The sequence below is a fragment of the Neotabrizicola shimadae genome (assembly GCF_019623905.1).
GTDB lineage: Bacteria > Pseudomonadota > Alphaproteobacteria > Rhodobacterales > Rhodobacteraceae > Neotabrizicola > Neotabrizicola shimadae.
In genome coordinates, this window is the sequence record NZ_CP069370.1 from 1,735,062 (window position 1) to 1,761,096 (window position 26,035).

The window sequence follows — 26,035 nt, forward strand, 5'->3', positions numbered from 1 at the left end:
ACTTTGGGTGAGGTTGCTCCCGGCAGATGCCGAGGCCCCGGCTTTCGCCGGGGCGGGGTCGCTTGGGGAAGAGTCGGCGCGCGCCCGCCGGGGTGAACCCCGGCCTAGCCTTTCCAGATCCAGCCGCCGCCGAGGACGCGGGTGCCTTCCGGGGCGTAGAAGACGCAGGCCTGGCCGGAGCTGACGCCGTCTTCGGGGGCGAGGAGTTCCACTTCGGCCTCGGTCGCGGACAGCGGGCGGATGATCGCTTCGCGGGGGGCGCGGGTGGAGCGGACGCGGGCGAGGACGGGCCATTCGGGGCGGGCGGTGAGGGGCTCGTCGCCCAGCCAGTTGATCTCGCGCACCGGGATGGTGCGGGTCGAGAGCGCGGATTTGGGGCCGACGACGACGCGGCGGGTCTCGGGGTCGAGCTTGACCACATAGACCGGATCACCGAGGCCGCCGATCCCCAGGCCCTTGCGCTGGCCGATGGTGTAATGGATCACGCCGCGGTGCGTGCCCAGGACGCGGCCCGCAAGGTCCACGATCTCGCCGGGCTGGCCGGCGCCGGGCCGCAGCTTCTCGATCACCGCGGCATAGTCGCCGTTCGGCACGAAGCAGATGTCCTGGCTGTCGGGCTTGTCGGCGACGGGCAGGCCGTAGCGGGCGGCAAGGGCGCGGGTCTCGGCCTTGCTGGCGAGGTGGCCAAGCGGGAAGCGCAGGTAATCCAGTTGTTCGGCGGTGGTGGAGAACAGGAAATAGCTCTGGTCGCGGCCGGGATCGGCGGCCATGTGCAGTTCCGGCCCCGCCGCGCCCATCTTGCGCTGGATGTAATGGCCGGTGGCCATGCAATCGGCATCGAGATCGCGGGCGGTGGCGAGCAGGTCCTTGAACTTCACCCGCTCGTTGCAGCGGATGCAGGGGACCGGGGTGGCGCCGGCAAGGTAGGCATCGGCGAATTCGTCGATGACGGCTTCGCGGAAGGTGTTTTCATAGTCGAGGACGTAATGGGGGAAACCCATCGCCTCGGCCACGCGGCGGGCATCGTGGATGTCACGCCCGGCACAGCAGGCGCCCTTCTTCGCGAGCGCGGCGCCGTGGTCGTAGAGTTGCAGCGTGACGCCCACCACGTCATAGCCCTGGTCCTTCAGCACCGCGGCCACGACCGAACTGTCGACACCGCCCGACATGGCGACGACGACGCGGGTTTGCGCGGGTGCCTTCGGCAGGCCAAGGGAATTGAGGGTTGCGTCGAGCATGGGGCGCGCCTTCGGGGGAACCGACGCAATATAGGAAAATGCCCCGCATCCTCAACCCCCGGCTTCACGGTTGATTAAGGCTGAGGCGCGAGGCTGCCGCCCCGAGGCAAGGAGGCTTTCGCATGTATCTGAAGCGTGTCGACGGTCCGCGGCAGGTGACGCTGCCCGATGGCAGCATCCTGTCACGCGCCGATTTGCCGCCGCCCGACATCCGCCGCTGGGTGGCCAGCCGCAAGGCGGTGGTGGTGAAGGCGGTGATCTACGGGCTGATCGCAGAGGCGGAGGCGCTGGAACGCTATGCGATCTCGGCCGAGGAATTCGCGCTGTGGCGGGCGGCGGTGGAACAGCACGGGGACGGGGCGCTGAAGGTCACGGCTATCCGCAAGTATAGACAACTTTAGGTTGTTTTTCGTTCGTGCCGTGGCAGAGTAACCCTGCGTTAACCTTCAGGTTGCAGAACACCTGTAGAACAGGGCCGATGCGGAGTTCCGGAATATGCGTATCCTGCTTGTCGAAGACGATCCGACCACCTCGCGCAGCATCGAACTGATGCTGACCCATGCCAACCTGAACGTCTATTGCACCGACCTGGGCGAGGACGGCATCGACCTGGCGAAACTGTATGACTATGACCTGATCCTGCTGGACCTCAGCCTGCCGGACATGAGCGGGCATGAGGTGCTGCGCCATCTGCGGCTGGCCCGGGTGGAGACGCCGATCCTGATCCTGTCGGGCGCGGATGATACCGACAGCAAGCTGAAGGGCTTCGGCTTCGGGGCGGACGACTACATGACCAAGCCGTTCAACCGCGAGGAGCTGGTGGCGCGGATCCACGCGATCATCCGGCGGTCGAAGGGACATTCGCAGTCGATGATCCGCACGGGCAAGGTGACGGTGAACCTGGACGCCAAGACCGTGGATGTGGAGGGCCGCGCGGTGCATCTGACGGGGAAGGAGTACCAGATGCTGGAGCTTCTGAGCCTGCGCAAGGGCACGACGCTGACGAAGGAGATGTTCCTGAACCACCTCTACGGCGGCATGGACGAGCCGGAGCTGAAGATCATCGACGTGTTCATCTGCAAGCTGCGCAAGAAGCTGGCCGAGGCCACGGGCGGGCAGAACTACATCGACACGGTCTGGGGCCGGGGCTATGTGCTGCGCGATCCGGGGCCGGGCGACACGGCGCGACTGGCCGCGACGGCCTGAGGGCGGCGCTGCGTCGGTTGAACCTGGGATACGCAACAGGCTGGGCGCGATGCCGGGAGCATCGTGCCTGGTAGGCAGCGCGGATGGATGTGCCAGGCGGGACCACGAGGATGTGGTGTCCGCAGATTCGGCTACACGTCGCCGGCTTTGTCAGCGCAGCCACCCCTCTCTGGTCGATCTTGAGATCAGGGCAGGTCGCCGGTGGCGTCCCGATGCGCCTTGCATCGCGGCGCCTCGGCGCGCGGGGTGGGCAGGGTCGCGCGGGGACCGATGTGGAGGTTTTGCCGCGGAAAGGTGGCGTCGCGACACGCTTCGGTTGGAGATGGCGCTCCGGCGGGCGGAGTGGGCGGGGGCGGGCGGACACGACGGCGGTTTGCGGGCGATGGGCGTGACCTGCGGCAGAGGAGGCGGGCAGCTTCGTGCGCAGCGGAAAGCGGGGGAGTGGTGCGCCTTGCGGCGGCGGAGGCGGATGACTTCGCCTGGTTGAGGAAGCGAGGGAGTGGCGCGCAGCGCTCTGAGATCCCGTGGCAGGCGGTGTGGAGGTTTTGCCGCGGAACGGTGACCTTGCGACATGCTTCGGATGTAGATGGCGCTCCGGCGGGCGGAGTGGGCGGGGGCGGGCGGACACGACGGCGGTTTGCGGGCGATGGGCCTGGCCTGCGGCAGAGGTGGCGGGCAGCTTCGTACGCGACGGGACGTGGGCGAGTGGCGTCTTGCGGCGGCGGAGGCAGGTGACTTCGCCTGGTTGAGGATGCGAGGGAGTGGCGCGCAGCGCTCTGAGATCCCGTGGCAGGCGGTCTGGAGGTTTTGCCGCGGAACGGTGGCGGCGCGACATGCTTCGGTTGGAAATGGCGCTCCGGCGGGCGGGGTGCGCGGGGTCGCGTGAACGCGGCTGTGGTTGGCTGGTGATGGTCGCTTACTTCGCCGGAAACGCGGTCACGTTCGCGCGGACGTGGAGCTGGGCGACCGATGCGGTGCGCGCCGTGTCCCTGCGGTCGGCGGCATGGAGGTCTTGCCACAAGACCGGCGGCGCGCCGATGCGCTTCGCCTGGGGGCGCCGCTCGAGCGGGGTGCGAGGGGGCGGGCGAACGCGGCGGTAGATCGCTGGCGATGGTTTCGTCTTTCGCCGGAAAGGCGGACACGTTCGCGTGGGCGCGGAGCTGGGCGACCGATGTGGTGCTCGCCGTGTCCCTGCAGTGGGTGGCGCGGAGGCTTTGCACGAGACCGACGGCGCGCTGATGCGCTTCGCCTGGGGGCGCCGCTCGAGCGGGGTGCGCGGGGGGCGGGCGAACGCGGCGGTGGATCGCTGGCGATGGTCGCGTCTTTCGCCGGAAACGCGGGCACGTTCGCGTGGACTTGGAGATGCGGTGCGCGCCGTGTCCCTGCGGTGGGCGGTGTGGAGGCCTTGCCACGAGACCGACGGCGCGCCGATGCGTTTTCGCCTCGGCCGTTCGCCTGCATTGCGGCGCAGGGGGTGCGGGGCCGGCCCGGATGACTGGGCATCCCAGTGGGAAAGTCCCCCGTCGCGGGTGGGGCGTAGCTGGCCGGGCGCGGGGCGGAACCTCGCCCCTTCTTACGCCGGCGCGCCGGACTTGCCGGCGGGGGATGCGCCGCCTAAACCGGGGGCAGCAACCGGGGAGGGCGGGATGGCCGCGCAGAAGCCTGTCGAGGACCTGAGCGAGGCGGAAGCTGCGGCGGAGCTGGCGCGGCTGGCCGGGCTGATCGGGGCGGCGAACCGGGCCTATCACACGCTGGACGCGCCCGAGATTTCCGACGCCGACTACGATGCGATGAAGCGGCGCAATGCCGCCATCGAGGCGCGGTTTCCGGGGCTGAAGCGGGCCGACAGCCCCTCGGACCGGGTGGGCGGCGAGGTGGCAGACGGATTCGGCAAGATCCGTCATGCCGTGCCGATGCTGAGCCTGGAAAATGCCTTCGAGGACCAGGAGGTCTTTGACTTCGACGAACGGGTGCGGCGGTATCTGAACCTGGAGGGCGTGATCGCCTATACCGCCGAGCCGAAGATCGACGGGTTGTCGCTGTCCTTGCGCTATGAGGCCGGGCGGCTGGTGCAGGCGGCGACGCGCGGCGATGGCGAGGTGGGCGAGAATGTCACGGCCAATGCCCTGACGATCGGGGACATCCCTGACACCCTGACCGGGCCGGTGCCCGAGGTTCTGGAGGTCAGGGGCGAGGTCTACATGAGCCACGCGGACTTTGCCGCGCTGAACGCCCGGCAGGCCGAGGCGGGCGAGCGGCTGTTTGCCAACCCGCGCAATGCGGCGGCGGGCAGCCTGCGGCAGCTGGACCCCGCCATCACCCTGGCGCGGCCCCTGCGGTTCTTTGCCTATGCCTGGGGGGCGCTGTCGGAACCGCTGGCTGCCACGCAGAAGGGCGCGATCGAGCGCCTGCACGGGCTGGGCTTTCAGACCAACGACCGGACCGTGCTGTGCGAGGGGCCTGAGGCCATGCTGGCGCAGTACCGCGCCATCGAGGCGGCGCGGGCGACCCTGGGCTATGACATCGACGGCGTGGTCTACAAGGTGAACGACCTTGGGTTGCAGGCGCGGCTTGGCTTTCGTTCCTCTACCCCGCGCTGGGCGATCGCGCACAAGTTCCCGGCCGAGCTGGCCTGGACGCGGCTGGAGGCCATCGACATCCAGGTCGGCCGCACCGGAGCACTATCGCCGGTGGCGCGACTTAAGCCGGTTACGGTGGGCGGCGTGGTGGTGTCGAATGCCACGCTTCACAACGAGGATTACATCGCCGGGCGCGATGCGAGGGGCGAGGCGATCCGCGGCGGCAAGGACATTCGCGTGGGCGACTGGGTGCAGGTCTATCGCGCGGGGGATGTGATCCCCAAGGTGGCCGATGTGGACCTGGGCAAGCGGCCGGAGGGCGCCCTGCCCTACCGGTTCCCCGAGACCTGCCCGGTCTGCGGCTCTTTGGCGGTGCGCGAGCCGGGTGACGCGGTGCGGCGCTGCACCGGCGGGCTGTCCTGCGCGGCGCAGGCCATCGAGAAGCTGAAGCATTTCGTCAGCCGCGCCGCCTTTGACATCGAGGGGCTGGGGGCAAAGCAGGTGGAGTTGTTCCACCGGCTGAACTGGATCGCGGAGCCTGCGGACATCTTCACCCTGCAGGCGCGGGATGCTGCGGGGGCCAAGATGCTGGGCACCGATGCCGGGGCCTTCCTGGCCGGGCAGCTGCGCCTTGGCGCGGCGGAGGAAGATCCCGAGGCGAGCGGGCTGTCGACCTGGCGCGAGGTGCTGGCGCCGATGGGGTTCGAGGTGGGGCCGGACCTTCCCGCCGTGGCGGGAGCGTTGGCGCGGCTGTCGGCCACGCCGCTGGCGCAGGTGAAGGGCTGGGGCGAGACCTCGGTGGCCAACCTGTTCCGCGCGATCCAGGAGCGGCGGCGGATCGGCCTGGCGCGGCTGATCTTCGCGCTTGGCATCCGTCACGTGGGCGAGGTTGCAGCGGCGGATCTGGCGCGGCATTTCGGAAGCTGGGACGCGCTGGTGGCGGCGGTCGATCTGGCGCGGCCCGCCGCGCTGGCGCATCGCGCGGCGGATGCGGCGGAAGAGGCCGAGCGGCGGGTGGCGGCGGCCGAGGGCCGGCGACCGAAGGTGAGCGAGGTACGCAAGGCGGCGCTGGCGGGTCAGGATGGCGCGGCGCTGGCGGCCTGGACCGATCTGGTGACGACCGATGGTATCGGGCCGGTGCTGGCGCTGTCCCTGTCGGATGCCATGGCCAATGCGCATGAGCGCGCGGCGATCGACCGGCTGGCCGCGCTGCTGGAGGTGCTGCCGCCGGAGGCGCGCGCCACGGCCTCGCCGGTGGCGGGGATGACCGTGGTCTTCACCGGCACGCTGGAGAAGATGACGCGGGCCGAGGCCAAGGCGCGGGCCGAGGCCCTGGGGGCCAAGGTCTCGGGCTCGGTCAGTGCCAAGACCGATCTGGTGGTGGCCGGGCCGGGCGCGGGCAGCAAGGCCAAGGATGCGGAGCGTCTGGGGGTGCGGATGATCGACGAGGACGCCTGGCTTGAGCTGATCGCGGGCGCATGAGCCGGCCGGAGATCCTCTATCCGCTGTTTGCGGACTTGGAGACGCTGCCTGGCGTGGGGCCGCGCAGCGCCAAGTCTTTCGAGGTGCTGGAGGTGACGCGGCCGCGCGACCTGTTGTTCCTGCTGCCGCATTCGGGGCTGGACCGGTCGCGCGTGAGCTCGATCCGGGCGGTGGTGCCGCCCGTGGTGGTGACGGTGGAAATCGAGGTGGGCGCGCATTTCCCGCCGCGGCGCAAGGGCGGACCCTACCGGGTGATGGCGCGGGATGCGCAGACGGAGTTTGCGCTGGTGTTCTTTCACGCGCGGGGGGACCAGTTGCAGAAGCTGTTGCCGACCGGGCAGCGGCGCGTGGTTTCGGGCAAGCTGGAGCTGTTCGACGGGGTGGCGCAGATCGTGCATCCCGATCATGTGCTGCGGCCCGAGGAGGCGCGGGAGTTGCCGGTGTTCGAGCCGGTCTATCCGCTGACCGCGGGGCTGACGCAGCGGATGGTGGCGAAGGCGGTGGCGGGGGCGCTGGCGCGCTGTCCGGTGTTGCCGGAATGGATCGACGGGCCGCTGCTGGCGCGCGAGGGCTGGCCGGGCTGGCGCGAGGCCGTGGCGGCGGTTCATGCGCCGGAGGGACCGGCGGCCCTGGCGCCCGAGGCGCCGGCGCGGCAGCGGCTGGCCTATGACGAGCTGTTTGCGCATCAGGTGACGCTGGCACTGGCGCGGGCCTCGATGCGCAAGGCCAAGGGCGTGGCGACGCGGGGCACGGGGGTGTTGCAGGCGCAGGTGCTGGCGGGGCTGCCCTATCAGCCGACCGGGGCGCAATTGCGCGCGATGGCCGAGATTGCCGGAGACCTGGAGGCGCCGGTTCGGATGAACCGGCTTTTGCAGGGCGATGTCGGGTCGGGCAAGACACTGGTGGCCTTCATGGCGCTGCTGGTCGCGGTGGAGGCGGGTGGCCAAGGCGTGATGATGGCGCCGACCGAGATCCTCGCGCGGCAGCATCTGGAGAGCCTGGCGCCCCTGGCCGCAGCGGCGGGGGTGCGGCTGGAGCTTCTGACAGGGCGCGACAAGGGGAGCGAGCGGCAGGCGAAGCTGGCCGATCTGGCAGAGGGGCGGATTCAGATGCTGGTGGGGACACATGCGGTGTTCCAGAAGGACGTGGTATTCCACGACCTGCGGCTGGCGGTGGTGGACGAGCAGCACCGGTTCGGCGTGGCGCAGCGGATGGAGCTGGGCGCAAAGGGTGCGGCGGTGGACGTGCTGGTGATGACGGCGACGCCCATTCCGCGCAGCCTGGCGCTGGCCACGCATGGCGACATGGATGTCTCGGTGCTGGATGAAAAGCCCGCGGGGCGGAAGCCCATCCGCACGGCGCTGGTGTCGGACGGGCGGATGGACGAGGTGCTGGCGCATCTGGGCCGCGCCGTGGCCGAGGGGCGGCAAGCCTATTGGGTCTGCCCCTTGGTCGAGGAAAGCGAGGTCGTCGACTACGCCAGCGCCGAGACGCGCTTTGCCCATCTGCGCGCCGTGCTGGGTGAGGGCGTGGTTGGGCTGGTGCATGGCCAGATGCCGCCATCCGAAAAGGACGCGGCGATGGCGCGGTTCGTGGCGGGCGAGACGAAGGTGCTGGTCGCCACAACGGTGATCGAGGTGGGGGTGAATGTGCCCAATGCCTCGATCATGGTGGTGGAGCGGGCCGAGACCTTTGGCCTGGCGCAGCTGCACCAGCTGCGCGGGCGGGTCGGGCGGGGGACGGCGGAGTCCACCTGCCTCTTGATGTTCCAGGCGCCCTTGTCGGAAGCGGGGCGGCGTCGGCTTTCGATCCTGCGCGACACCGAGGACGGGTTCCGCATTGCCGAGGAGGATCTGGCGATGCGGGGAGCGGGCGACCTGATCGGCACGGCACAATCCGGCCTGCCGCGATTCCGCATTGCGGACATGGAGCGTCAGGCGGGGCTGATGGCGATAGCGCAGACCGATGCGCGGCGGCTCCAGGGGGATGACCCGGCGCTGGAGACGCCGCGCGGGCGAGCGGTGCGGGTGCTGCTGTGGCTCTTGGATCAGGACCGGGCGATCAGGTTGTTGTCAGTGGGGTAGGATGGGCAATATTGCCCATCCTACAGGTGGTTCAGCACCGAGCGGGCGGCGCGCAGACCGGGGGGCTCGCCGCCGCGACCGAGGCGGGTCATGGTCAGGTCCATGGCGGCGCGTTGCGACTGCGGGTCGGCGAGCGTGGCGCGCAGGGTTTGCGCCAGCGCCTCGGGCGTGCAGTCGCGGCCCAGAAGCTCGGGCACAGCGCGGGTGTCGCTGACGAGGTTCACCAGCGTCACCGTGCCGGATTTCACCAGCCGGCGGGCAAGCCACATCGAGATGGGGTTCATGTCATAGCCGATGACCATGGGCACGCCATTGGCCGCCAGTTGCAGCGAGACGGTGCCCGAAGCGGCCAACGCGACATCGGCGGCGGCGAAGGCGCCGCGACGGGCGGCAGGGTCGGTGACGATCTGCGGCTGCACCGGCCAGTCGGCGGTGATCTCGCGCACCAGCGGCTCGACGCTGGCGAGGGTGGGAAGCGCCACACGCAGGCCCGGCATATCTAGCGCGACCAGACCGAGCGCCGCGCCGAAGCGGGGGGAAAGCCGCGTGATCTCGCCGCGGCGCGAACCGGGAAGCGCCAGGACGAGAGGGCGCGATCCGTCCCATGCCGCGCGCTCTGCCGGGCTTGCGAGCGGTTCGGCCACGACCGGGTGACCGACGAAATCGCAGGTCATGCCGGCGGCGGTCATGTAGGGCGGCTCGAAGGGAAGAAGTGCCAGCACATGGTCGATGACGCGCGCCATCTTGACGGCGCGACCGGGGCGCCAGGCCCAGACCGAGGGGGCGACGTAGTGGATGGTGCGGAGGTTGGGCTTTGCGGCCTTCACCTTTTTCGCCACGCGCAGGCAGAAATCGGGGCTGTCGATGGAGATGAGCGCGGCAGGGTTGGCGGCCAGCACGGCCTGCGCCGTCTCGCGCACCCGGCGCAAGAGCTGCGGGGCCTTGGGCAGCACCTCTGCCACGCCCATGAGGGACAGTTCTTGCATGGGAAAGAGGCTTTTCAGCCCCTCGGCCTGCATCAGCGGGCCGCCCACGCCCAGGAACCGGACACCGGGCGACAACTCGCGCAGCCCCGCCATCAGCGCGGCGCCAAGGCTGTCGCCCGAGGGCTCTCCCGCGATCAGGAAGAAGGTCAGCGCGCCCACAGGAAGAGGCCGAGCCGCGCGGCGGCGGCCTGCATGGCGGCCAGGTCGAGGCAGATCACGCCGCCCGCTTCCCAGGCAATGCCGCCAAGACCGGCTTGCGCCGCAGCCTCCACCGTGGCGGGGCCAAGCGCGGGCAGGTCGATGCGGCGGTCTTGCGCGGGCTTGGGCGCCTTGTACAGAAGCCCCCTGCCCCGCGCCGGATCGGGGCGCAGATGGGCGGGCAGCGCGGCGACGGCAGCAAGCATGGCATCGGTGCCGGGCAGCGCCTCGGCGGCGAGGCACAGGCCCTGCGCGACCACGGCCCCCTGCCCCACATCCACCGCGCCAAGCGCGGTGACGATGGCGGCGGCGCGGTCGGCGTCGGCCTTGTCGCGGGCGGTTGGCTCACCGGTCAGCACGCCTGCGCCGGGAACCAGCGACGGCGCGACCTGGGCCACGCCTTCGACGGCGAAACCGGCCTCGGAGAAGATGTCGATGACGACACGCAGGGTGGCATCGTCGCCGCCCTGCATGGCCGACAGGAAGCGCGGCACCATCTGGGCGGTGTCGGCGTCGAACATGGAGGGGTCGAGGCGGGGCCGGTGGGCGGCGCCGGCGAAGGTGACGGTGGTGATGCCCTGATCGGCCAGGTGGCGCAGGAAGGGCACCAGCCGTTCGATGCGGAAGGTGATGTCCGGGGTCACGCCTTCGGGGGTGAAACCGTCAAGGCAGGCGATGAGGGGCTTTTCCGTCTGCGCCGCGGCCACCAGCGCGGGCAGCGCGCCACGACCGGCCAGGATTGCAAGGCGGGTCACTTCGGCACCAGGAACTGGCGGTCGGACCCGGCGAGGATGAAATCCAGCATCTCGATCACCTGGGGCGCGGTGGCGCCTTCGCGCAGGACGCGCGCACGTTCGGCAAAGCTGCCCTCACCTTCGGCCAGCGCCTTGAAGGTGGCGCGCATGGCAGAGATGTCGGCGCGGTCGAGGTTGCGGCGTTTCAGACCGATGAGGTTCAGCCCTTCCAGCGTGGCATCGGGCCCCGCGACCAGCGCATAGGGCATGACGTCATGCGTGACACGGGACATGCCGCCGATCATCGCGCCGCGGCCGATGCGCACCCATTGGTGCACGCCGCCAAGGCCGCCGATGATCACCTCGTCCTCGATGCGGACGTGGCCCGCGATGCCGGTGCAGTTGCCAAGGATCACGCCGTTGCCGATCTGGCAATCGTGGCCGATGTGGACGGTGCCCATCAGCAGGCAGTTGTCGCCGACGCGGGTGACGCCGCCGCCATGGGCGGTGCCGGCGTTGACCGTCACGCCCTCGCGGATGCGGCAGTTGCGGCCGATCTCGGTGCGGGTACGTTCGCCCGCATATTTCAAATCCTGCGGCACGTCGCCGACCGAGGCGAATTGCCAGACGGTGGTTCCGGCGCCGATTTCCGTCCAGCCGGTCACGACGACATGGGATTTGAGCGTCACACCTTCGTGCAGCGTCACCTCGGGGCCGACGATGCAGAACGGGCCGACCGTGCAACCGGCGGCGATGGTTGCGCCGTCCTCGACGATGGCGGTGGGGTGGATGCGCGCGTCCGGCGAGACGGTCATGCGGCTCAGCCCTTCTTCGGCGTGTCGAACATCGCCATGAAGGTGGCCTCGCAGGCAAGCTCGCCCGCGACGATGCCACGCCCCTCGAACTTCCAGACGCGGCCGCCGCCGCGCAGCGCTTTCACATGCAGTTCCAGCACGTCGCCGGGGACAACCTTGCGGCGGAACTTCACGCCATCGACGCCCATGAAGAAGACGTTGGCGTTCTTGTCCACCAGGTCGGCGGTCAGGCCCACGAGGATGCCGGAGGTCTGGGCCATGGCCTCGATGATCATCACGCCGGGGAAGATCGGCATGCCGGGGAAATGGCCCTGGAACTGGGGTTCGTTGAAGGTGACGTTCTTGATGCCCACCGCGCTTTCGCCGATCACCACGTCGCGCACCTTGTCCACCAAGAGGAAGGGATAGCGGTGCGGAATGATCCGCTGGATCAGGGCGAGATCGACCTCTTTCACGGTCCGGGCTTCGGTCATGTCCTCTCCTTCGGTCCCTGGTCTATCAGGATATTGGGGCACGACTAGCAAGTGGCGCCGGTCGAAACAAGACCTGCGGCCCCTGCCCCGGTCAGGGCTGGCTGGCAGGCGGGGTCGGGTCGGGCGTGGCCGCTTCTTCCGGGCCGGGGGCCGGCATGGGCCCCTGCGCCGGCTCGGTGGGCGGTGCGCTGTCCTCGGCCGGGGGGGGGGCCTGGCCGCCGTTGCCCAGAACCTCGTCGATGCGGGCGATGGCCTCGTCCGTGATGTCGATCCGCTCGAAGGAGATGACCAGCGCCGTGCGGTCGATGATGGCGACGGCGCCGCGCTCGGTCATGAGCTTGCCCAGAACGGGAAGTGCGGTGTCGTAGAACTGCTGGCGTGCTTCGTCGCGCTGGCGGCTCAGGTCGCGGGACTTCGCCTCTTGCGCCGAGCGGAGCTTTTCCACACGGGAATCGAAATCCGCAGCGAGGGCGCGGAACTCTTCGGGCGACACTGTGGCCCGGCGCTCGGTGAGGGTGCGTTCCTCGGCCTCCAGCGCGGCGTCGATGCGGCGGTTCTCGGCCTGGAGCGCCTTGGCCTCGGCCTCGAACCGGGCGATCACGGCCTGGCCGAAGCCTGTGCCGGAAAAGAGCCGCTCGCGGTCCAGCGTCAGGACGCGCAAAGTCTCGGCCTGCGCCGGCGCAGCAGCGGCCGGGGGCGCGGCGGCCGGGGGTTCGGCCGCCTCTTGCCCCGTGGCGGCGCCCGCACTGGCAAGCACCAGCGCCAGAAGCGCGGGACAGAGAGCGCGTGCAGGACGGTCCGCGCGCATGGCGGTTCAGAACGAGGTTGCGATGGAGAAGTCGAACGGCTGCGTCTTGTCGTAGGATTCCTTCTGGAGCGCCTTCGAGAAGGTGAACTTCAGCGGTCCGAGCGGGGTCGTCCAATAGACGATCACACCCGTGGTCACACGCAGGTACATGTCGTCATCCACCGGGACCCCATCGGTGCCGATGTTGTTGTCAAGACCCCAGACCGAGCCCACGTCGAGGAACAGGCCGCCGCCGACGCCGTATTCCTCGGGCAGGCCCACGGGGAAGTCGGCTTCGAGGCTGACCACGCCGTAGTAGTTGCCGCCCAGGGCGTCCTGGTTGATCGCGGCCAGGTCGCGCGGGCCGATGCCGTTGCGTTCGAAGCCGCGGATCTTGCCGTTGGCAAAATAGCGGTCGGTCACGCGCGAGGTATAGTCGCCAAGTGCGGTGAACACGCCCGATTGCGCGATGGCGCGGACGGTCACATCATCCTGGAACAGTTTGGTCTGCACGGCGCCATAGAAGTTGCTGTCCACGAAGTTCGTGTCGCCGCCGATGCCGGCATAGGACTGGTCCCACCGCATCACATAGGCGGTGACCGGGTCCAGCCCTTCGCGGCGGGTATCGAGGTTGAGGGCATAGCCGAAGGCCGAGCTGGTCAGCATCCCCATCGCCTCTTCCTCTTGCAGGATGACGGAGGAGTCTTCGCTGACGTCGGTAATCTCGCTTTGCGACAGGGAGTAGTTGAAGTTCAGCCGGGTGATCGTGCTGATCGGGAAGCCCACCGAAAGGCGAACGCCGGCATCGGAGGTGTTGTAGTAGGCGTCGTAATAGTCGGACGTGTTCCACCACGCGTCAAAGCCGAAGCGCAGATCCTTGCCCAGGAAGGCAGGTTCGGCAAAGCTGAAGTTGACGTTCGTGTTGTCGGTCCCGGCCTCGATGTCGAATGACAGCGCCTGTCCACGGCCAAGGAAGTTGTCTTCCGAGAAGCCGATGGTGATCCCGACACCCGAGTTGGTGGAGTAGCTTGCGCCGAAGCTGAGCGAACCGGTGGGCTTTTCGATAACGTCCACGTTCACGATCACCTGGTCGGGTGTCGAGCCGGGACGCGATTCCACCTGGGCGTCCTCGAAATAGCCAAGCGCGCGGATACGTTCAGAGGCTTGCTTGATTTCGCGCGGGGAGAAGGGGTCGCCTTCGGCCGTGCGGAACTGGCGGCGCACCACCTCGTCCAGCGTCGTCGTATTGCCCTCGATGTCGATGCGTTCGACAAAGATGCGCGGCCCTTTCACCAAGGCAAAGGTCACGCCAAGCGTCTGGTTGGCAGAATCGCGCACGATGCGCGGATCGACACGCACGAAGTTCAGCCCCTTGCGCACGGCCAGGGTTTCCAGCCGGGTCACGTTGTTGTCGATCAGCGCGGGTGAATAGACCGCGCCGGGCCGCAGCTTCAGCACATTAGCAAAGTCGGCGATATCGACGCCTTCGATTTCGGACACGGCATCGACCGAGCCGATGCGGTACTGCTGGCCTTCCTGGATGGTGAAGGTCACAAAGACGCCGTCCCGCTCGCGTACGACATCGGCGCTGGCATCCAGAACCTGGAAGTCGATGTAGCCGCGCGAGTTGTAGAAATCGGTCAGCAGTTGCTTGTCGAGTTCCAGGCGCTCGGCGATGTAGGTGTCGCGCTGGATGACCTGGCGCAGGAGGCCGGCCTGCTTGGTTTCCAGCACTTGGCGCAGGGCGCGGTCCGAGAAGGCGCGGTTGCCGTTGAAGGTGAGCCGTTCGACTTCGGTGACCTTGCCCTCGGTGATCTCGAACACGAGGTCGACGCGGTTGTCGCCCTTGGGGATGATCTGCGGCGTCACCGTGGCGGCGAAGCGGCCACGCATCCGATAGGTTTCGGCGATGGCCTGGGCATCGGCCTGGGCCAGGCCGGCGGAATAGACGGTGCGCTGCTTCGACTTGATGATGGCCGAGAGATCCTCGTCCTTGATGCGCTTGTTGCCCTCGAAATTGATGACGTCGATCATCGGGTTCTCGGTCACCTTGATGACCAGGGTGCTGCCCTCGGGCACAAGTTCGACCGTGGCGAACAGGCCGGATTCGACGATGCGCTGCGTCGCGTCGTTCAAGGCGCCGGGTGTCAGTTCCTGGCCCGACTTGATTCCCGCGTAGGAGAGCACGGTCGGGACATCAACCCGGGTGCTGCCTTCGACGCGGACCGTGGTAAAAGAGAAGGTCTGTGCCAGCGCAGACCGGCCTGGAAGCGAAAGAACCAGTGCAAACGCAATAACGGCGAGCACTTGCAGGACCAAACCGATCGGCAAACCAGCACCGCGCGATGGAAAACCCTTGTCCGCTTCGCGCATCCGTCCGCCTCGTCCTTAGCAACCCGTCCGTCTGGTTAGCCGGGATGGCGGACCTTGTCAAAAGGCCCCGAACCGGGTGCGGCAAACGACTGCCGTCCCGGCGGGGAGGCGCCGTTCCTCAGTTGAGCGAGGTGAGGAAAGAGGCACCGAGCGTGCCGAGCACAAGCCCCGCGGCAACCGCCGCGACGAAAAAGAGCCGGTCGGCATTGATGCTGACCAGAAGCTGCAATCCGCGATAGCCGTCATTGATCACATGCATGACTGCCTCCTGTTTGGCGGCGGTATGCGATCCGATTGCGGCGGAATTCGGGCGTCTGGCCGGGGTGGCGCGGGCCTCAGGCGCAGAAGAGCAGGTCGTTGCCGATGGCGAACAGCATGAGCGTCAGAAGGATCGACAGCCCCAGCGTCATAAGCACGCGCAGCGCGCGTTCGGTGGGCGGATGACCTGTCACCGCCTCCCAGGCGTGAAAGACGAGGTGCCCGCCGTCCAGAACGGGAATCGGGAACAGGTTCATCAGCCCGACGGCGGTGGAGAGCATGGCGATGAACCAGACAAAGCTGGCGCCGCCCTGGCTGGCCGCATCGGCCGAGGTTTCGGCGATTCCGATCGGACCTTGAAGGTTGCAGGTGGAAATCGCGCCGGTCACCATGTGCCACAGGCCCGACAGCGTTGTGGTGATGAGGGCCCAGGTCTGACTGACACCCAGCTTGAGGGCTTCCCACGGGTTCGGGGTGCGCGTTTCGGGCTCGATCACGAGGCCGCCGGTCAGGCCGATCAGCCAGCGCGTCTCGAATCCGCCATCGGCCGTTGGCAGGTCGGCGCGGCGGGGCGTGAGATCGAGCTCCTGCGTTGCGCCGTTGCGCCAGACGGTCAGGGTGACCGTCTGGCCCTCGGATGCGCCGATGGCACTGCGCAACTGTTCGAAGGCCCAGATCGGTGCGCCGTCGATCTGCGTCACCACGTCGCCCACCTGGATGCCGGCATCCATCGCCGCCGATTGCGGCTGCACGCCATCCACAACCGGCGGGAAGGGATAGGGCCCCTGCACGGTGAGCGCGTTGCCGTCGCGCTCGATCGCATATTCGGCGGATGGCGCCGGCGGCAGTGTCTGGGCTGCGGCGATGAAGGCGGCGAGGTCGGGGGTTTCGGTGCCGGCCAGCGCCGTGATGCGGTCGCCGGCCTGCAGGGAATCGGCAAAGGCCGGCATGGGTTTGACCGCGCCCACAACGGGGGCGGTGGTGGGCACGCCCCAGGCCATGGCGAAGACCAGAAAGACCAGCGTCGAGAACAGGAAGTTCGCCATCGGCCCCGCGGCCACGGTAGCCGCGCGCGCCCAAAGCGGCGCACCGTGCATGGTATGGCGCTGTTCTTCGGGGGCGAGCCGCGAGATCGCCTCCGCGTCCTTGCCCGAAGCGGCGTTGGAATCGCCCAGGAATTTCACATATCCGCCGAAGGGCAGCGCCGCGAGTTGCCAGCGCGTGCCGCGCTTGTCCATCCGCGACCAGAGCACCGGGCCGAAGCCCAGGGAAAACACCTCGGCATGGATGCCCGACCAGCGGCCGACGATGTAGTGGCCGTATTCATGCACGAAGACGATGACGGAAAGGGCCGCGACAAAGGCGATCAGCGTCAGGGCGGCGCTGCCAAAGCTCGGGATCAGGGATAGCACGTCGCTTGGTCCTCTTCCTTCCCCCGGCTTCGTGTTGGCCCAAACATCCTGGGGGGACAGGCATCGGGTTGCCCTCGGACAAGGAGCCGATGGCTGTCGGGCAGGGCCCCCGGCGGGTCGGGGCGAGGTCAGGCCGCAGGCAATCGGGCCGCCGCTTCGTCCGCCCGGATACGGGCGAGATTGTCCATCTGCATCACATCCGCAAGGCCCTGCGGATCACGCGCCAGCGAGCACTCGCCGGACAGGCGGTCCAGCGTGGCCTCGACCACGCGGGCCATGTCCATGAAGCCGATGCGGCCATCCAGGAACAGATCCAGCGCGCGCTCCTTGGCGGCGTTGAAGGCCGCCCCGGCCAGACCGTGCACCGCCATCACATCACGCGCGAGGCGCAGGGCGGGCCATCGCGCCTCGTCCGGGGCGCGGAAGGTCAGCTGGCCAATGCGCGCAAGGTCGAGGGGCGCGACCGGCAGGGCCGCGCGGTCGGGCCAGTTCAGCGCATGTCCGATGGCATGGCGCATGTCGGGGGTGCCAAGATGCGCCATGACCGCGCCGTCGCGAAAGGCGACCATGGAATGGACGATGCTTTCGGGGTGGATGATCGCCTCGATCCGGTCGGGCGCGATGCCGAAATATTCGCGCGTTTCGATCAGTTCCAGCGCCTTGTTGAACATCGAGGCGGAATCGATGGTGATGCGTTTGCCCATGGCCCAGTTGGGATGGGCGAGGGCCTGTTCGACCGTGGCGCTGGCCAGCCGCTCCAGGGGCCAGTCGCGCAGCGCCCCGCCCGAAGCGGTGACGGTGATCTTCTTTACGGCGGCGATGTCCTCGCCCTTCAGCGCCTGGAAGATGGCGGAGTGTTCGCTGTCCACCGGCAGAAGGGTCGCTCGGTGGGCGGCGGCGGTGGCCATGACCAGAGGGCCGGCGGCGACCAACGTTTCCTTGTTGGCAAGCGCCAGTGTCGTGCCCTGTTCCAGCGCCTTTAGGCCGGGGGCAAGGCCCGCGGCGCCGACGATGGCGCTCATCACCCAGTCGGCCGGGCGGGACGCGGCCTCGACCAATGCGGCGGGACCGGCGGCACATTCGGTGCGCGTGCCGGCCAGCGCGGCGCGCAGGGCCGGAAGGTCGGCCTCATCGGCGCTGACGGCAAGGTCGGCATCCAGGGCGCGCGCCATTTCGGCAAGGCGGGCGATGTTGCGGCCGCCGGTCAGGGCGACGGTGTGAAATGCCGCGGCGCCGCCCGCGCGCATAACCAGATCGAAGGTGCTTTCACCGATCGAGCCGGTGGCTCCGAAGACCGAGATGCGGCGCATGTCAGCGGCCCACCGGGATGTCGAAGGCCCAGGCCAGAACCATGGTGACGACCATGGCGCCGGTCAGCGCGTCGAATCGGTCCATCACGCCGCCGTGGCCGGGGATCAGTTTGGAGCTGTCCTTCACACCGGCGCGGCGCTTGATCCAGCTTTCGGCAATGTCGCCCATCTGGCCGGCAAAGGCCACGAAGGGCGACAGGATCACCAGGGCCCAGCCCCCCTGCCCTGCGAGCTTGAACCCCAGCCCCAGCAGAGCGGCACCGACCCAGCCGGCGATGGTTCCGGACCAGGTTTTCTTGGGGCTGATCGCCGGCCAGAACTTCGGCCCGCCGACGGTGCGGCCGACGAAATAGCCGGCAACATCCGAAACGATGACGACGCCCAGAAGCCAGATCACGGCGGCGGTGCCTTCCTCGTCGCGCAGGACAAAGAGGCCGTGGCCCGACGTGAGGATCGCCAGCGCCATGAGAGCGGAAATCGCCGGGTGGATCCGGGCGCGCAGCAGGAAGACCAGGGCGACGACGGGAAAGACCGTCCAGGCCGGGATCGAGGGCCAGCCCTCATCTGCCAGCAGGGCAAGCGCAGCAAGGCCCGCCGCAACCGCGGGCCAAAGCCCCGGAGGCAGGGTCATGTTGCCCAGTTCCCAGATCATCAGCGTGGTGATGAGGGTCACGAGCAGCAGGAAGGGGATGCCGCCCAGCCAGACCTCCACGGCCCCAAGCGCCAGAAGGACAACCGCCGACATCACGCGCTTGCGCAGGTCGCCCCAGCGGTCGGCCATGCTCATGCGGTGGCTACCCCGCCGAAGCGGCGTTCGCGGTTGCCGAAGCGCGACACAATCTGCGCCAGTTCGGCCGGCGTGAAATCTGGCCAGAGCGTGGGGGTGAACTCGTATTCGGCATAGGCCGCCTGCCAGGGCAGGAAGTTCGAAGTCCGGGTCTCGCCGCTCGTGCGGATCACCAGGTCAGGGTCGGGCAGCGCGGCGGTGTCCAGAAAGCCCGAAAAGCCCTCGTCGGTCAGCGCGGCCGGATCGAGCCTTCCCGCCGCCGCCTCGGCCGCGGCGCGGCGCACGGCGCGCAGGATCTCGTCGCGGCCGCCGTAGTTGATGGCCACGGTCAGGTTCAGCCGGGAATAGGGCGCGGTGCGCGCTTCGATCCCGGCCATGAGCTTCTGCAGCTTTGGATCCAGACGCGAGCGGTCGCCGATGAAGCGCATCCGCACCGATTCCGCCGCCAGTCGGTCGGCCTCGCGTTCGATGTAGCGGGCAAAGATCGACATGAGGCCGATCACTTCCTCGGTGGACCGCTTCCAGTTCTCGGTCGAGAAGGCATAGAGCGTGAGCCAGCGGATGCCGATGTCGGGCGCGCAGCGCACGATTTCCTTCACCCGTTCGGCGCCCTTGCGGTGGCCGACAAGCCGCGGCCAGCCGCGGTTGGTGGCCCATCGGCCATTGCCGTCCATGATGATGGCGACATGCTCCGCCGGGCGGGGGGCTTTGCCGTTCGGCTTATCGGTGGACAATTCGCCCCCTCCGGTGGTCGCTCAGACCTGCATGATCTCGTGGCTCTTCGATTCAAGCGCCTGATCGACCAGCTTGATGTGCTTGTCGGTCAGGTCCTGCACTTCGTCTTCCCAGAACTTTGCGTCGTCTTCCGAAAGATGCTTGGCCTTGGCCTTCTTGATCTGGTCCATGCCGTCGCGGCGCAGGTTGCGGATGGCAACGCGGGCGTGTTCGGCATATTGCGCCGCCACCTTGGTCAGTTCCTTGCGGCGCTGTTCGTTCAGTTCCGGGATCGGCAGCATGATGATCGTGCCGTTGGTCTGGGGATTGATGCCCAGACCGGAATCGCGGATGGCCTTTTCCACCTTGGACACCATGGCCTTGTCCCAGACATTGATGGTGACCATGCGCGGTTCGGGCACGTTTACCGTGCCCAGCTGGTTGATGGGTGTCATCTGGCCATAGGCCTCCACCTGGACCGGTTCCAGCATCGAGCCCGAGGCGCGTCCGGTGCGAAGCGAAGCGAATTCGGTGCGAAGCGCGGACAGGGCACCATCCATGCGGCGGGCCAGATCATCGGTGTCGAGTTCGAATTCGTCGCTCATCGTCATCCATCCTTCTCCGCCTCGCGTTTCGGTCCGGGCGGTTAGCGGCCTCTATAGCAGAGGCGGGGCGGTGCGGAACAGGGTCCGCTCAGTCCTGCACGCGGGTATAGGTGCCCTTGCCCGCCAGGATGCCGCGGAAACCGCCGGGTTCGTCCAGCGAGAAGACGATGATCGGCAGGTTGTTGTCGCGGGCCAGAGCGATGGCGGTGGCGTCCATCACGCCAAGGTTCTTTTCCAGAACCTCGTCATAGGTGACGCGGTCATAGCGCCGGGCGTCGGGGAACTTCTTGGGGTCCTTGTCATAGACGCCATCGACCTTGGTGCCCTTGAACACCGCCTCGCAGCCCATCTCGTTTGCACGCAGCGTGGCGGCGGTGTCGGTGGTGAAGTAAGGGTTGCCGGTGCCTGCGGCAAAGACCACCACCCGCTTCTTTTCCAGGTGGCGCACGGCGCGGCGGCGGATGTAGGGCTCGCAGACCTGGTCCATGGGTATGGCGCTGATCACGCGGGTGAAGACGTTCAGCGATTCGAGCGCGGCCTGCATGGCCAGCGCGTTCATCACGGTGGCCAGCATCCCCATATAGTCGGCCGTGGCGCGCTCCATGCCCTGGGCAGAGCCTTGCAAGCCCCGGAAGATGTTGCCGCCGCCGATCACCATGCAGATTTCCACGCCAAGATCGTGGACCGACTTCACCTCTTGCGCGATGCGGGCGACGGTCGGCGGATGCAGGCCATAGCCCTGGTCGCCCATCAGCGCCTCGCCCGAGATCTTCAGCATGACGCGGCGATGGGTGACGCCGGTTGAGGTGGCATCGGGCATGGGCGGACCCCGCAGTTCGTGTTGGCAATTGACTGGCGCGCAAGATGTCGGAAAACGAGGGCAGGTTCAACCGGGGTTCCGATCCCCCGGCGGATCGTGGCAAGGATCGGGAAGGGGTGGCGTTTCACGCCGCCGGCAAGCCGGGACAGGTCCAGGAAAAGAGGAAGCCGGATGGCGCTTTCTGGCATATCGCGCGAGGCGCCGGTGCTGATCGCCGGACCTACGGCCAGCGGCAAGTCGGCGCTGGCGATGGACCTTGCGGTGCGCGACGGACGGGTTGTCGTCAATGCCGATGCGCTGCAGGTCTATGACTGCTGGCGCATTCTGACGGCGCGGCCCTCGATTGCAGATGAGGCCACCCTGCCCCACGCGCTTTATGGAATGGTCCAGCGGGATGCGCCCTGGTCGGTGGGCCATTGGCTGCGGGCGGTGTCGGGCCTTCTGGACCGGCCCTTGGTGATTGTCGGCGGCACGGGCCTTTATTTCAGCGCCCTGACCGAGGGGCTGGCCGAGGTGCCCGAGGTGCCGCCAGAGGTGAGGGCCGAGGCGGATGCCCGGCGCGCGGCCGAGGGGTTTGCCGGAATGCTGGCCGAACTGGATTCGGCCACCAAGGCGCGGATCGACCGGGCCAACGGCGCGCGGGTGCAGCGCGCCTGGGAGGTACTGCGCGCCACCGGGCGGGGTCTGGCCGACTGGCAGGCGGATACGGGAGCGCCGATGGTTCCCTTGGCGCGAGCCGAGGTTTTGGTGATCCGGCCGGATGTGGACTGGCTGAACGCACGCATCGACTCGCGGTTCGACATGATGATGGCGGAGGGTGCGCTGGAGGAGGTTCGGGCGGAACTGCCGTACTGGGACCCCGCGCGCCCTTCGTCGCGCGCGATCGGGGCGCCGGAGCTGGTGGCCTTCCTGCGCGGCGAGACCGGGCTGGACGCGGCGGTTGCTGCGGCGAAACTGGCGAGCCGGCAATATGCCAAGCGGCAGCGCACCTGGTTTCGCAGCCGCATGAAGCTGTGGCGGGAATTCGCCGTTTCCTGAGCGGAAACAAGCAATTTGCCGCTGTTCCTCACCTGTTCCCTGATGCAGTCCGGCGACACAATCGCGGACTCGTGATCTTTCCGCTTGGGGATTGGCGCGGGGCCTGTTTATCTGGCGCCAGAAGCTGCCACCGGATCCCGCCGCCCATGTCCATTCCCGCTGCGCCCTCGCCCCCGCGCATCGTCGCGCTGCCGCGTCTTGCCGCCGCCGGCCGCTGGCGGGTTGAAGCCATGCGGTCGATTTCCGAGCCCTGCCTTCTGTGGTTCACCAAGGGCCAGGGCCGCATTACGCTGGCAGGCACCACGAAGGGCTACACCGCGCACAACGCGATCTATATCCCCGCCGGGGTGATGCACGGGTTCGAGGTCGGGCCTTCGGTCTTTGGCCAGGCTGTATTCTTCGGGCGCGATGGTGGACGAGAGGCAGAGAAGGTCCTGCCCGCCACACCGATGCATCTGCGCATCCGCGAGGTTCATGCCCAACAGGAAATGAACCAGATCCTCGAAGCCGCGCAGAAAGAGCTAGAGGGCAACGCCCCCGGTGCCGAACGCGCGGCGCGCCATCACCTGGGTCTTCTGGTCGTATGGCTGGAACGCCAGGCGGCCAAGGCGGCCTCGGAAGCAGTGCAGCCGGATGCGGCGCGCCGGCTTGTGGCGCGCTATGCCGCGCTGCTGGAGCGGGATTTCCGCACCGGCATGGGCGTGGGCGACTTCGCCGCCGCCCTGGGCGTGACGCCCACCCATCTTTCGCGTTGCTGCCGCATCGCCAATGGTCACCCGGCCTCGGTCCTGCTGCAGGACCGCAAGCTGTTTGAGGCGCGCAAGCTTCTGGCCGAGACGCGGCTGCCGGTGAAGAAGGTGGGCGAGTCGCTCGGCTTCTCGTCGCCCGCCTATTTCACCCGCGCCTTCCAGGCCTACACCGGCAAGTCGCCCACCGCCTTCCGCCGCGCGCCCTGACCCTGCCTCTTGAAGGAATCTGCTGCGCGGCGCCAGGCGGAGACGCTTTGCGTCAGGCTGGCGGCCAGAGAAAGCATGTTTCGGACAGCCCATGTCGCAAACCGACCACCGGGCGACGAAAGCTGACGTTGACGCAACGAGAAAAGCGATGCGTTATGAAGGGCAGAGGTTGCTGGTGAAAGCGGTTTGACCCCGTCCCCGAATGGCATGGCGCTTCGGGACGGAAGGCCGCGACGCCGGGAAAGTCACACAACAAGGACAACCTTCCAGGGAGAAGACGATGACCAAGATGACACGGGTGGATCAGGGCCTGCATCCCGCCGCCCACATGTATGCCGACGAAGTCGCCCGGGGCGAACTTAGCCGGCGCGAATTCCTTGCCCGCACTACTGCTCTGGGCGTCTCGGCTGCTGCGGCCTATGCGCTGATCGGCGCACCGATGCCCGCCGCCGCGCAGGAGACGCCGAAAGAAGGCGGCACGCTGCGCATGTCGATGGAGCTGAAGGCGCTGAAGGATCCGCGCACCGCGGACTGGAGCCAGATCGCCAATTACACCCGCGGCTGGCTGGAATACCTGGTCGAGTACAACAACGATGGCTCGGTCCGCGGGATGCTGATCGAAAGCTGGTCGGCCAATGCCGATGCGACCGAATACACGCTGAAGGTTCGTCCGGGCGTGAAGTGGTCGAATGGCGATGACTTCACTGCCGATGACGTGGCCAACAATATCCTGCGCTGGTGCGACGGCTCGGTCGAGGGCAACTCGATGGCGTCGCGCATGGAATCGCTGTGCGACCCGGTGACGGTAACCAAGCCCGACCCCGCCGATGCGACCAAGACGATCGAGGCCTCGATCCTGAAGCCCCGTGAGGGCGCGGTGACGGTGGTCGATCCGATGACCGTTCTGCTGAAGCTGAAGGCGCCCGACATCACCATCATCGTCGGCATGGCCGACTATCCGGCCGCCGTGGTGCACAAGTCCTATGACAACGGCGATCCCGTCGCCAACGCCATCGGCACCGGCCCATACATGCCCGACGGCTTCGAGGTCGGCGTGAAGGCCGCGCTGAAGAAATCCGACCAGCCCTGGTGGGGCACCGCCGTCTATGGCGGCCCCTATCTGGACCGTGTGGAATACATCGACCTTGGCACCGACCCCTCGGCCGAAGTGGCCGCGGCCGGTTCGGGCGAGATCGACGCCGTCTACCAGTCGGTCGGCGACTTCATTCCGCAACTGGAAGCCCTGGGATGGCCGACCTCGGAAGCCGTGACCGCCGCCACCCTGGCCGTGCGGTTCAACCAGCAAGCCGAGGAATACAAGGACGTGAACGTCCGCGTGGGCCTCGTGAAATGCGTGGACAACAAGGTCGTGCTGGAACTCGGTTACAACAACCTGGGCACCCCGGCGGAAAACCACCATGTCGCGCCGATCCACCCGGAATACTTCCCTCTGCCGCCCCTGACCCCCGATCCGGCCGCCGGCCTGAAGATGGTGCAGGATGCCGGCAAGGGCGATTTCGAGTTCGAGCTGATTTCGCTGGATGACGCCTGGCAGGCGGCAACCTGCGACGCCGTGGCCGCCCAGATCCGCGACGCCGGCATCAAGATCAAGCGCACCGTGCTGCCGGGCTCGACCTTCTGGAACGACTGGCTGAAGTACCCGTTCTCGGCGACCGAATGGAACATGCGCCCGCTTGGCGTGCAGGTTCTTGCCCTGGCCTACAAGTCGGGTGTGGCCTGGAACGAAAGTGCCTTCGCCAACCCCGAGTTCGACGAGCTGCTGACCAAGGCCATGTCGATCGCCGATGCCGGCGAACGGTCCAAGGTGATGGAGCGGATCGAGCAGATCATGCAGGAACAGGGCGTCATGGTGCAGCCCTACTGGCGCTCCATCTACCGCAATGCCGATGCCAAGGTCATGGGCTGCGAGATGCACGCCACCTTCGAGCATCACCACTACAAGTGGTGGATCAACGCCTGATCCGGCCGTGACAGACCGGAAGGAGGCGCGCCAGTTCGGCGCGCCTCCGCCCTTCCCATCCCCGACGGCTTGACCGTGCCGCCCGCAGCCTTCCGGGAAAGGACTAGGCATGTTGAACTTCGTGATCCGGCGCCTTGCCGTCATGGTGCTGACAGCGCTGGTCTTGACCTTCGTCGTCTTCACCCTGACCAACCTGCCGCCCAACCTTGAAAAACTGGCCAAGTCCGAAGGCTCGGTCCGCATGTCGGACGAGGCAGTGGCAAGCTGGCTGCAGAAGAACGGCCATACCGGCCCGATGATCGCCCGTTATGGCCAGTGGCTGGGCGTGCTGCCGGGCTGGACCTTCGAAGAAAACGGCACCGTCACCGGTCGCTGCATCGCCAAGGGCATGACCGTGCAGGATGCGCCGCGCTATTGCGGCGTGCTTCAGGGCAACTGGGGCTTCTCCACGGTGTTCAAGCAGCCCGTGCTGGATGTGCTGGGCCGCAGCCTAGGCCACACCGGCTGGCTCATGCTGTGGGTGATGATCGTCATGGTGCCCTCCTCGCTGATCATCGGCGTGCTGTCGGGCATGCGCGAAGGCTCGCGGCTGGACCGTGTGCTGTCCACCTTTGCCATCGCCACCACGGCCACGCCGGAATATGTCTCGGGCGTCATTCTCGTCGCCGTGTTCGCCTCGGCCACCGCCGGCGTCTCGCCCTGGCTGGCCGAACAGGGCTGGATCAGCGGCAAGACCCTGTTCCAGGGCACGGCCACCAGCGCGATGGACAAGATCACCTTCTGGAACTTCACCCTGCCCGTGATGACCATCGCGCTTTACGGCATCGGCTACATCGCCCGCATGACCCGCGCCTCGATGACCGAGGTGATGACACAGCAATACATCCGTACCGCCCGGCTGAAGGGCGCGAGTTTCAGCCATGTCGTGCTGAAACACGCGCTCAGGAACGCGCTGATCGCCCCCTTCACGGTGATCATGCTGCAGTTCCCCTGGCTTCTGAACGGCGTGGTCATCGTCGAGACGCTGTTCAACTACAAGGGCTTCGGCTGGACCCTGGTCCAGGCCGCCGGCAACAACGACATCGACCTGCTGCTGGGCTGTTCGGTCGTGGCCGTCTTCGTCGTTCTGGTGACACAGCTGATTTCCGACATCGGCTATGTCTTCCTCAATCCCCGTATCCGGCTCGCGTGAGGTGACA

Annotated in this window: 22 protein-coding genes; 8 read left to right on the forward strand and 14 right to left on the reverse strand. The window is 67.7% G+C overall.

The window, feature by feature from the left end:
- Positions 1 to 104: 104 nt before the first annotated feature.
- The gene (mnmA, locus tag JO391_RS08350) at positions 105 to 1,238 is read right to left on the reverse strand and encodes a tRNA 2-thiouridine(34) synthase MnmA (protein ID WP_220664062.1); all 1,134 of its coding nucleotides are present in this window, start codon (positions 1,236 to 1,238) and stop codon (positions 105 to 107) included.
- Between the two features lie 122 nt (positions 1,239 to 1,360).
- Between mnmA and sciP the strand changes: the two genes are divergently transcribed.
- From sciP to recG, 4 genes are all read left to right on the forward strand, one after another.
- A complete protein-coding gene (gene sciP, locus JO391_RS08355) occupies positions 1,361 to 1,639 on the forward strand; it encodes a CtrA inhibitor SciP (protein ID WP_220664064.1) in 279 nt (92 codons plus the stop codon).
- 94 nt (positions 1,640 to 1,733) lie between these two features.
- Positions 1,734 to 2,444: a response regulator transcription factor CtrA gene (gene ctrA / locus JO391_RS08360; protein WP_220664066.1), complete on the forward strand. Its 711-nt coding sequence runs from the start codon at positions 1,734 to 1,736 to the stop codon at positions 2,442 to 2,444.
- Between the two features lie 1,646 nt (positions 2,445 to 4,090).
- Positions 4,091 to 6,505: an NAD-dependent DNA ligase LigA gene (gene ligA / locus JO391_RS08365; protein ID WP_220664067.1), complete on the forward strand. Its 2,415-nt coding sequence runs from the start codon at positions 4,091 to 4,093 to the stop codon at positions 6,503 to 6,505.
- A complete protein-coding gene (recG, locus tag JO391_RS08370) occupies positions 6,502 to 8,589 on the forward strand; it encodes an ATP-dependent DNA helicase RecG (protein WP_220664068.1) in 2,088 nt (695 codons plus the stop codon). Before ligA ends, recG begins: the two co-directional genes overlap by 4 nt.
- Positions 8,590 to 8,609: 20 nt before the next feature.
- On the opposite strand, the gene lpxB is transcribed toward recG, so the two are convergent.
- The 13 genes from lpxB to pyrH all read right to left on the reverse strand — a co-directional run bounded on the left by lpxB (position 8,610) and on the right by pyrH (position 20,861).
- Positions 8,610 to 9,725, reverse strand: coding sequence for a lipid-A-disaccharide synthase (gene lpxB, locus JO391_RS08375; RefSeq protein ID WP_220664490.1), 1,116 nt, complete (start codon positions 9,723 to 9,725; stop codon positions 8,610 to 8,612).
- On the reverse strand, positions 9,722 to 10,528 hold the full coding sequence (locus JO391_RS08380) for an LpxI family protein (RefSeq protein ID WP_220664069.1): 807 nt from the start codon (positions 10,526 to 10,528) through the stop codon (positions 9,722 to 9,724). The genes lpxB and JO391_RS08380 overlap by 4 nt, the downstream gene beginning before the upstream one ends.
- Positions 10,525 to 11,322 (reverse strand): acyl-ACP--UDP-N-acetylglucosamine O-acyltransferase, encoded by a 798-nt coding sequence (gene lpxA, locus JO391_RS08385; protein WP_220664070.1) that lies wholly within the window; start codon positions 11,320 to 11,322, stop codon positions 10,525 to 10,527. Before lpxA ends, JO391_RS08380 begins: the two co-directional genes overlap by 4 nt.
- Before the next feature lie 5 nt (positions 11,323 to 11,327).
- Positions 11,328 to 11,795: a 3-hydroxyacyl-ACP dehydratase FabZ gene (fabZ, locus tag JO391_RS08390; RefSeq protein WP_220664071.1), complete on the reverse strand. Its 468-nt coding sequence runs from the start codon at positions 11,793 to 11,795 to the stop codon at positions 11,328 to 11,330.
- Between the two features lie 91 nt (positions 11,796 to 11,886).
- A complete protein-coding gene (locus tag JO391_RS08395; protein WP_220664072.1) occupies positions 11,887 to 12,603 on the reverse strand; it encodes an OmpH/Skp family outer membrane protein in 717 nt (238 codons plus the stop codon).
- A 6-nt stretch (positions 12,604 to 12,609) separates the two neighbouring features.
- Positions 12,610 to 14,769 (reverse strand): outer membrane protein assembly factor BamA, encoded by a 2,160-nt coding sequence (bamA, locus tag JO391_RS08400; protein WP_375155692.1) that lies wholly within the window; start codon positions 14,767 to 14,769, stop codon positions 12,610 to 12,612.
- Positions 14,770 to 15,073: 304 nt separating this feature from the next.
- A complete protein-coding gene (locus JO391_RS08405; RefSeq protein ID WP_220664076.1) occupies positions 15,074 to 15,214 on the reverse strand; it encodes a hypothetical protein in 141 nt (46 codons plus the stop codon).
- Between the two features lie 76 nt (positions 15,215 to 15,290).
- Entirely contained in the window at positions 15,291 to 16,625 is a 1,335-nt protein-coding gene (gene rseP / locus JO391_RS08410) for an RIP metalloprotease RseP (protein WP_259444859.1), read from the reverse strand.
- 128 nt (positions 16,626 to 16,753) lie between these two features.
- Positions 16,754 to 17,935: a 1-deoxy-D-xylulose-5-phosphate reductoisomerase gene (gene dxr, locus JO391_RS08415; RefSeq protein ID WP_220664077.1), complete on the reverse strand. Its 1,182-nt coding sequence runs from the start codon at positions 17,933 to 17,935 to the stop codon at positions 16,754 to 16,756.
- 1 nt (position 17,936) lies between these two features.
- Positions 17,937 to 18,722, reverse strand: coding sequence for a phosphatidate cytidylyltransferase (locus JO391_RS08420; RefSeq protein WP_220664078.1), 786 nt, complete (start codon positions 18,720 to 18,722; stop codon positions 17,937 to 17,939).
- Positions 18,719 to 19,396, reverse strand: coding sequence for a polyprenyl diphosphate synthase (uppS, locus tag JO391_RS08425; RefSeq protein WP_220664492.1), 678 nt, complete (start codon positions 19,394 to 19,396; stop codon positions 18,719 to 18,721). Before uppS ends, JO391_RS08420 begins: the two co-directional genes overlap by 4 nt.
- Positions 19,397 to 19,477: 81 nt before the next feature.
- Positions 19,478 to 20,041, reverse strand: a complete 564-nt coding sequence (gene frr / locus JO391_RS08430; protein ID WP_220664079.1) for a ribosome recycling factor — start codon at positions 20,039 to 20,041, stop codon at positions 19,478 to 19,480.
- 88 nt (positions 20,042 to 20,129) lie between these two features.
- Positions 20,130 to 20,861: a UMP kinase gene (pyrH, locus tag JO391_RS08435; protein ID WP_220664080.1), complete on the reverse strand. Its 732-nt coding sequence runs from the start codon at positions 20,859 to 20,861 to the stop codon at positions 20,130 to 20,132.
- Positions 20,862 to 21,032: 171 nt separating this feature from the next.
- On the opposite strand from pyrH, the gene miaA reads away from it, so the two are divergent.
- The 4 genes from miaA to JO391_RS08455 all read left to right on the forward strand — a co-directional run bounded on the left by miaA (position 21,033) and on the right by JO391_RS08455 (position 26,028).
- A complete protein-coding gene (gene miaA / locus JO391_RS08440) occupies positions 21,033 to 21,899 on the forward strand; it encodes a tRNA (adenosine(37)-N6)-dimethylallyltransferase MiaA (RefSeq protein ID WP_220664081.1) in 867 nt (288 codons plus the stop codon).
- A 146-nt stretch (positions 21,900 to 22,045) separates the two neighbouring features.
- Positions 22,046 to 22,855, forward strand: a complete 810-nt coding sequence (locus JO391_RS08445) for an AraC family transcriptional regulator (protein ID WP_220664082.1) — start codon at positions 22,046 to 22,048, stop codon at positions 22,853 to 22,855.
- Positions 22,856 to 23,135: 280 nt separating this feature from the next.
- Positions 23,136 to 24,836: an ABC transporter substrate-binding protein gene (locus JO391_RS08450; RefSeq protein ID WP_220664083.1), complete on the forward strand. Its 1,701-nt coding sequence runs from the start codon at positions 23,136 to 23,138 to the stop codon at positions 24,834 to 24,836.
- A gap of 109 nt (positions 24,837 to 24,945) precedes the next feature.
- Positions 24,946 to 26,028, forward strand: a complete 1,083-nt coding sequence (locus JO391_RS08455) for an ABC transporter permease (protein WP_220664084.1) — start codon at positions 24,946 to 24,948, stop codon at positions 26,026 to 26,028.
- Positions 26,029 to 26,035: the final 7 nt, after the last annotated feature.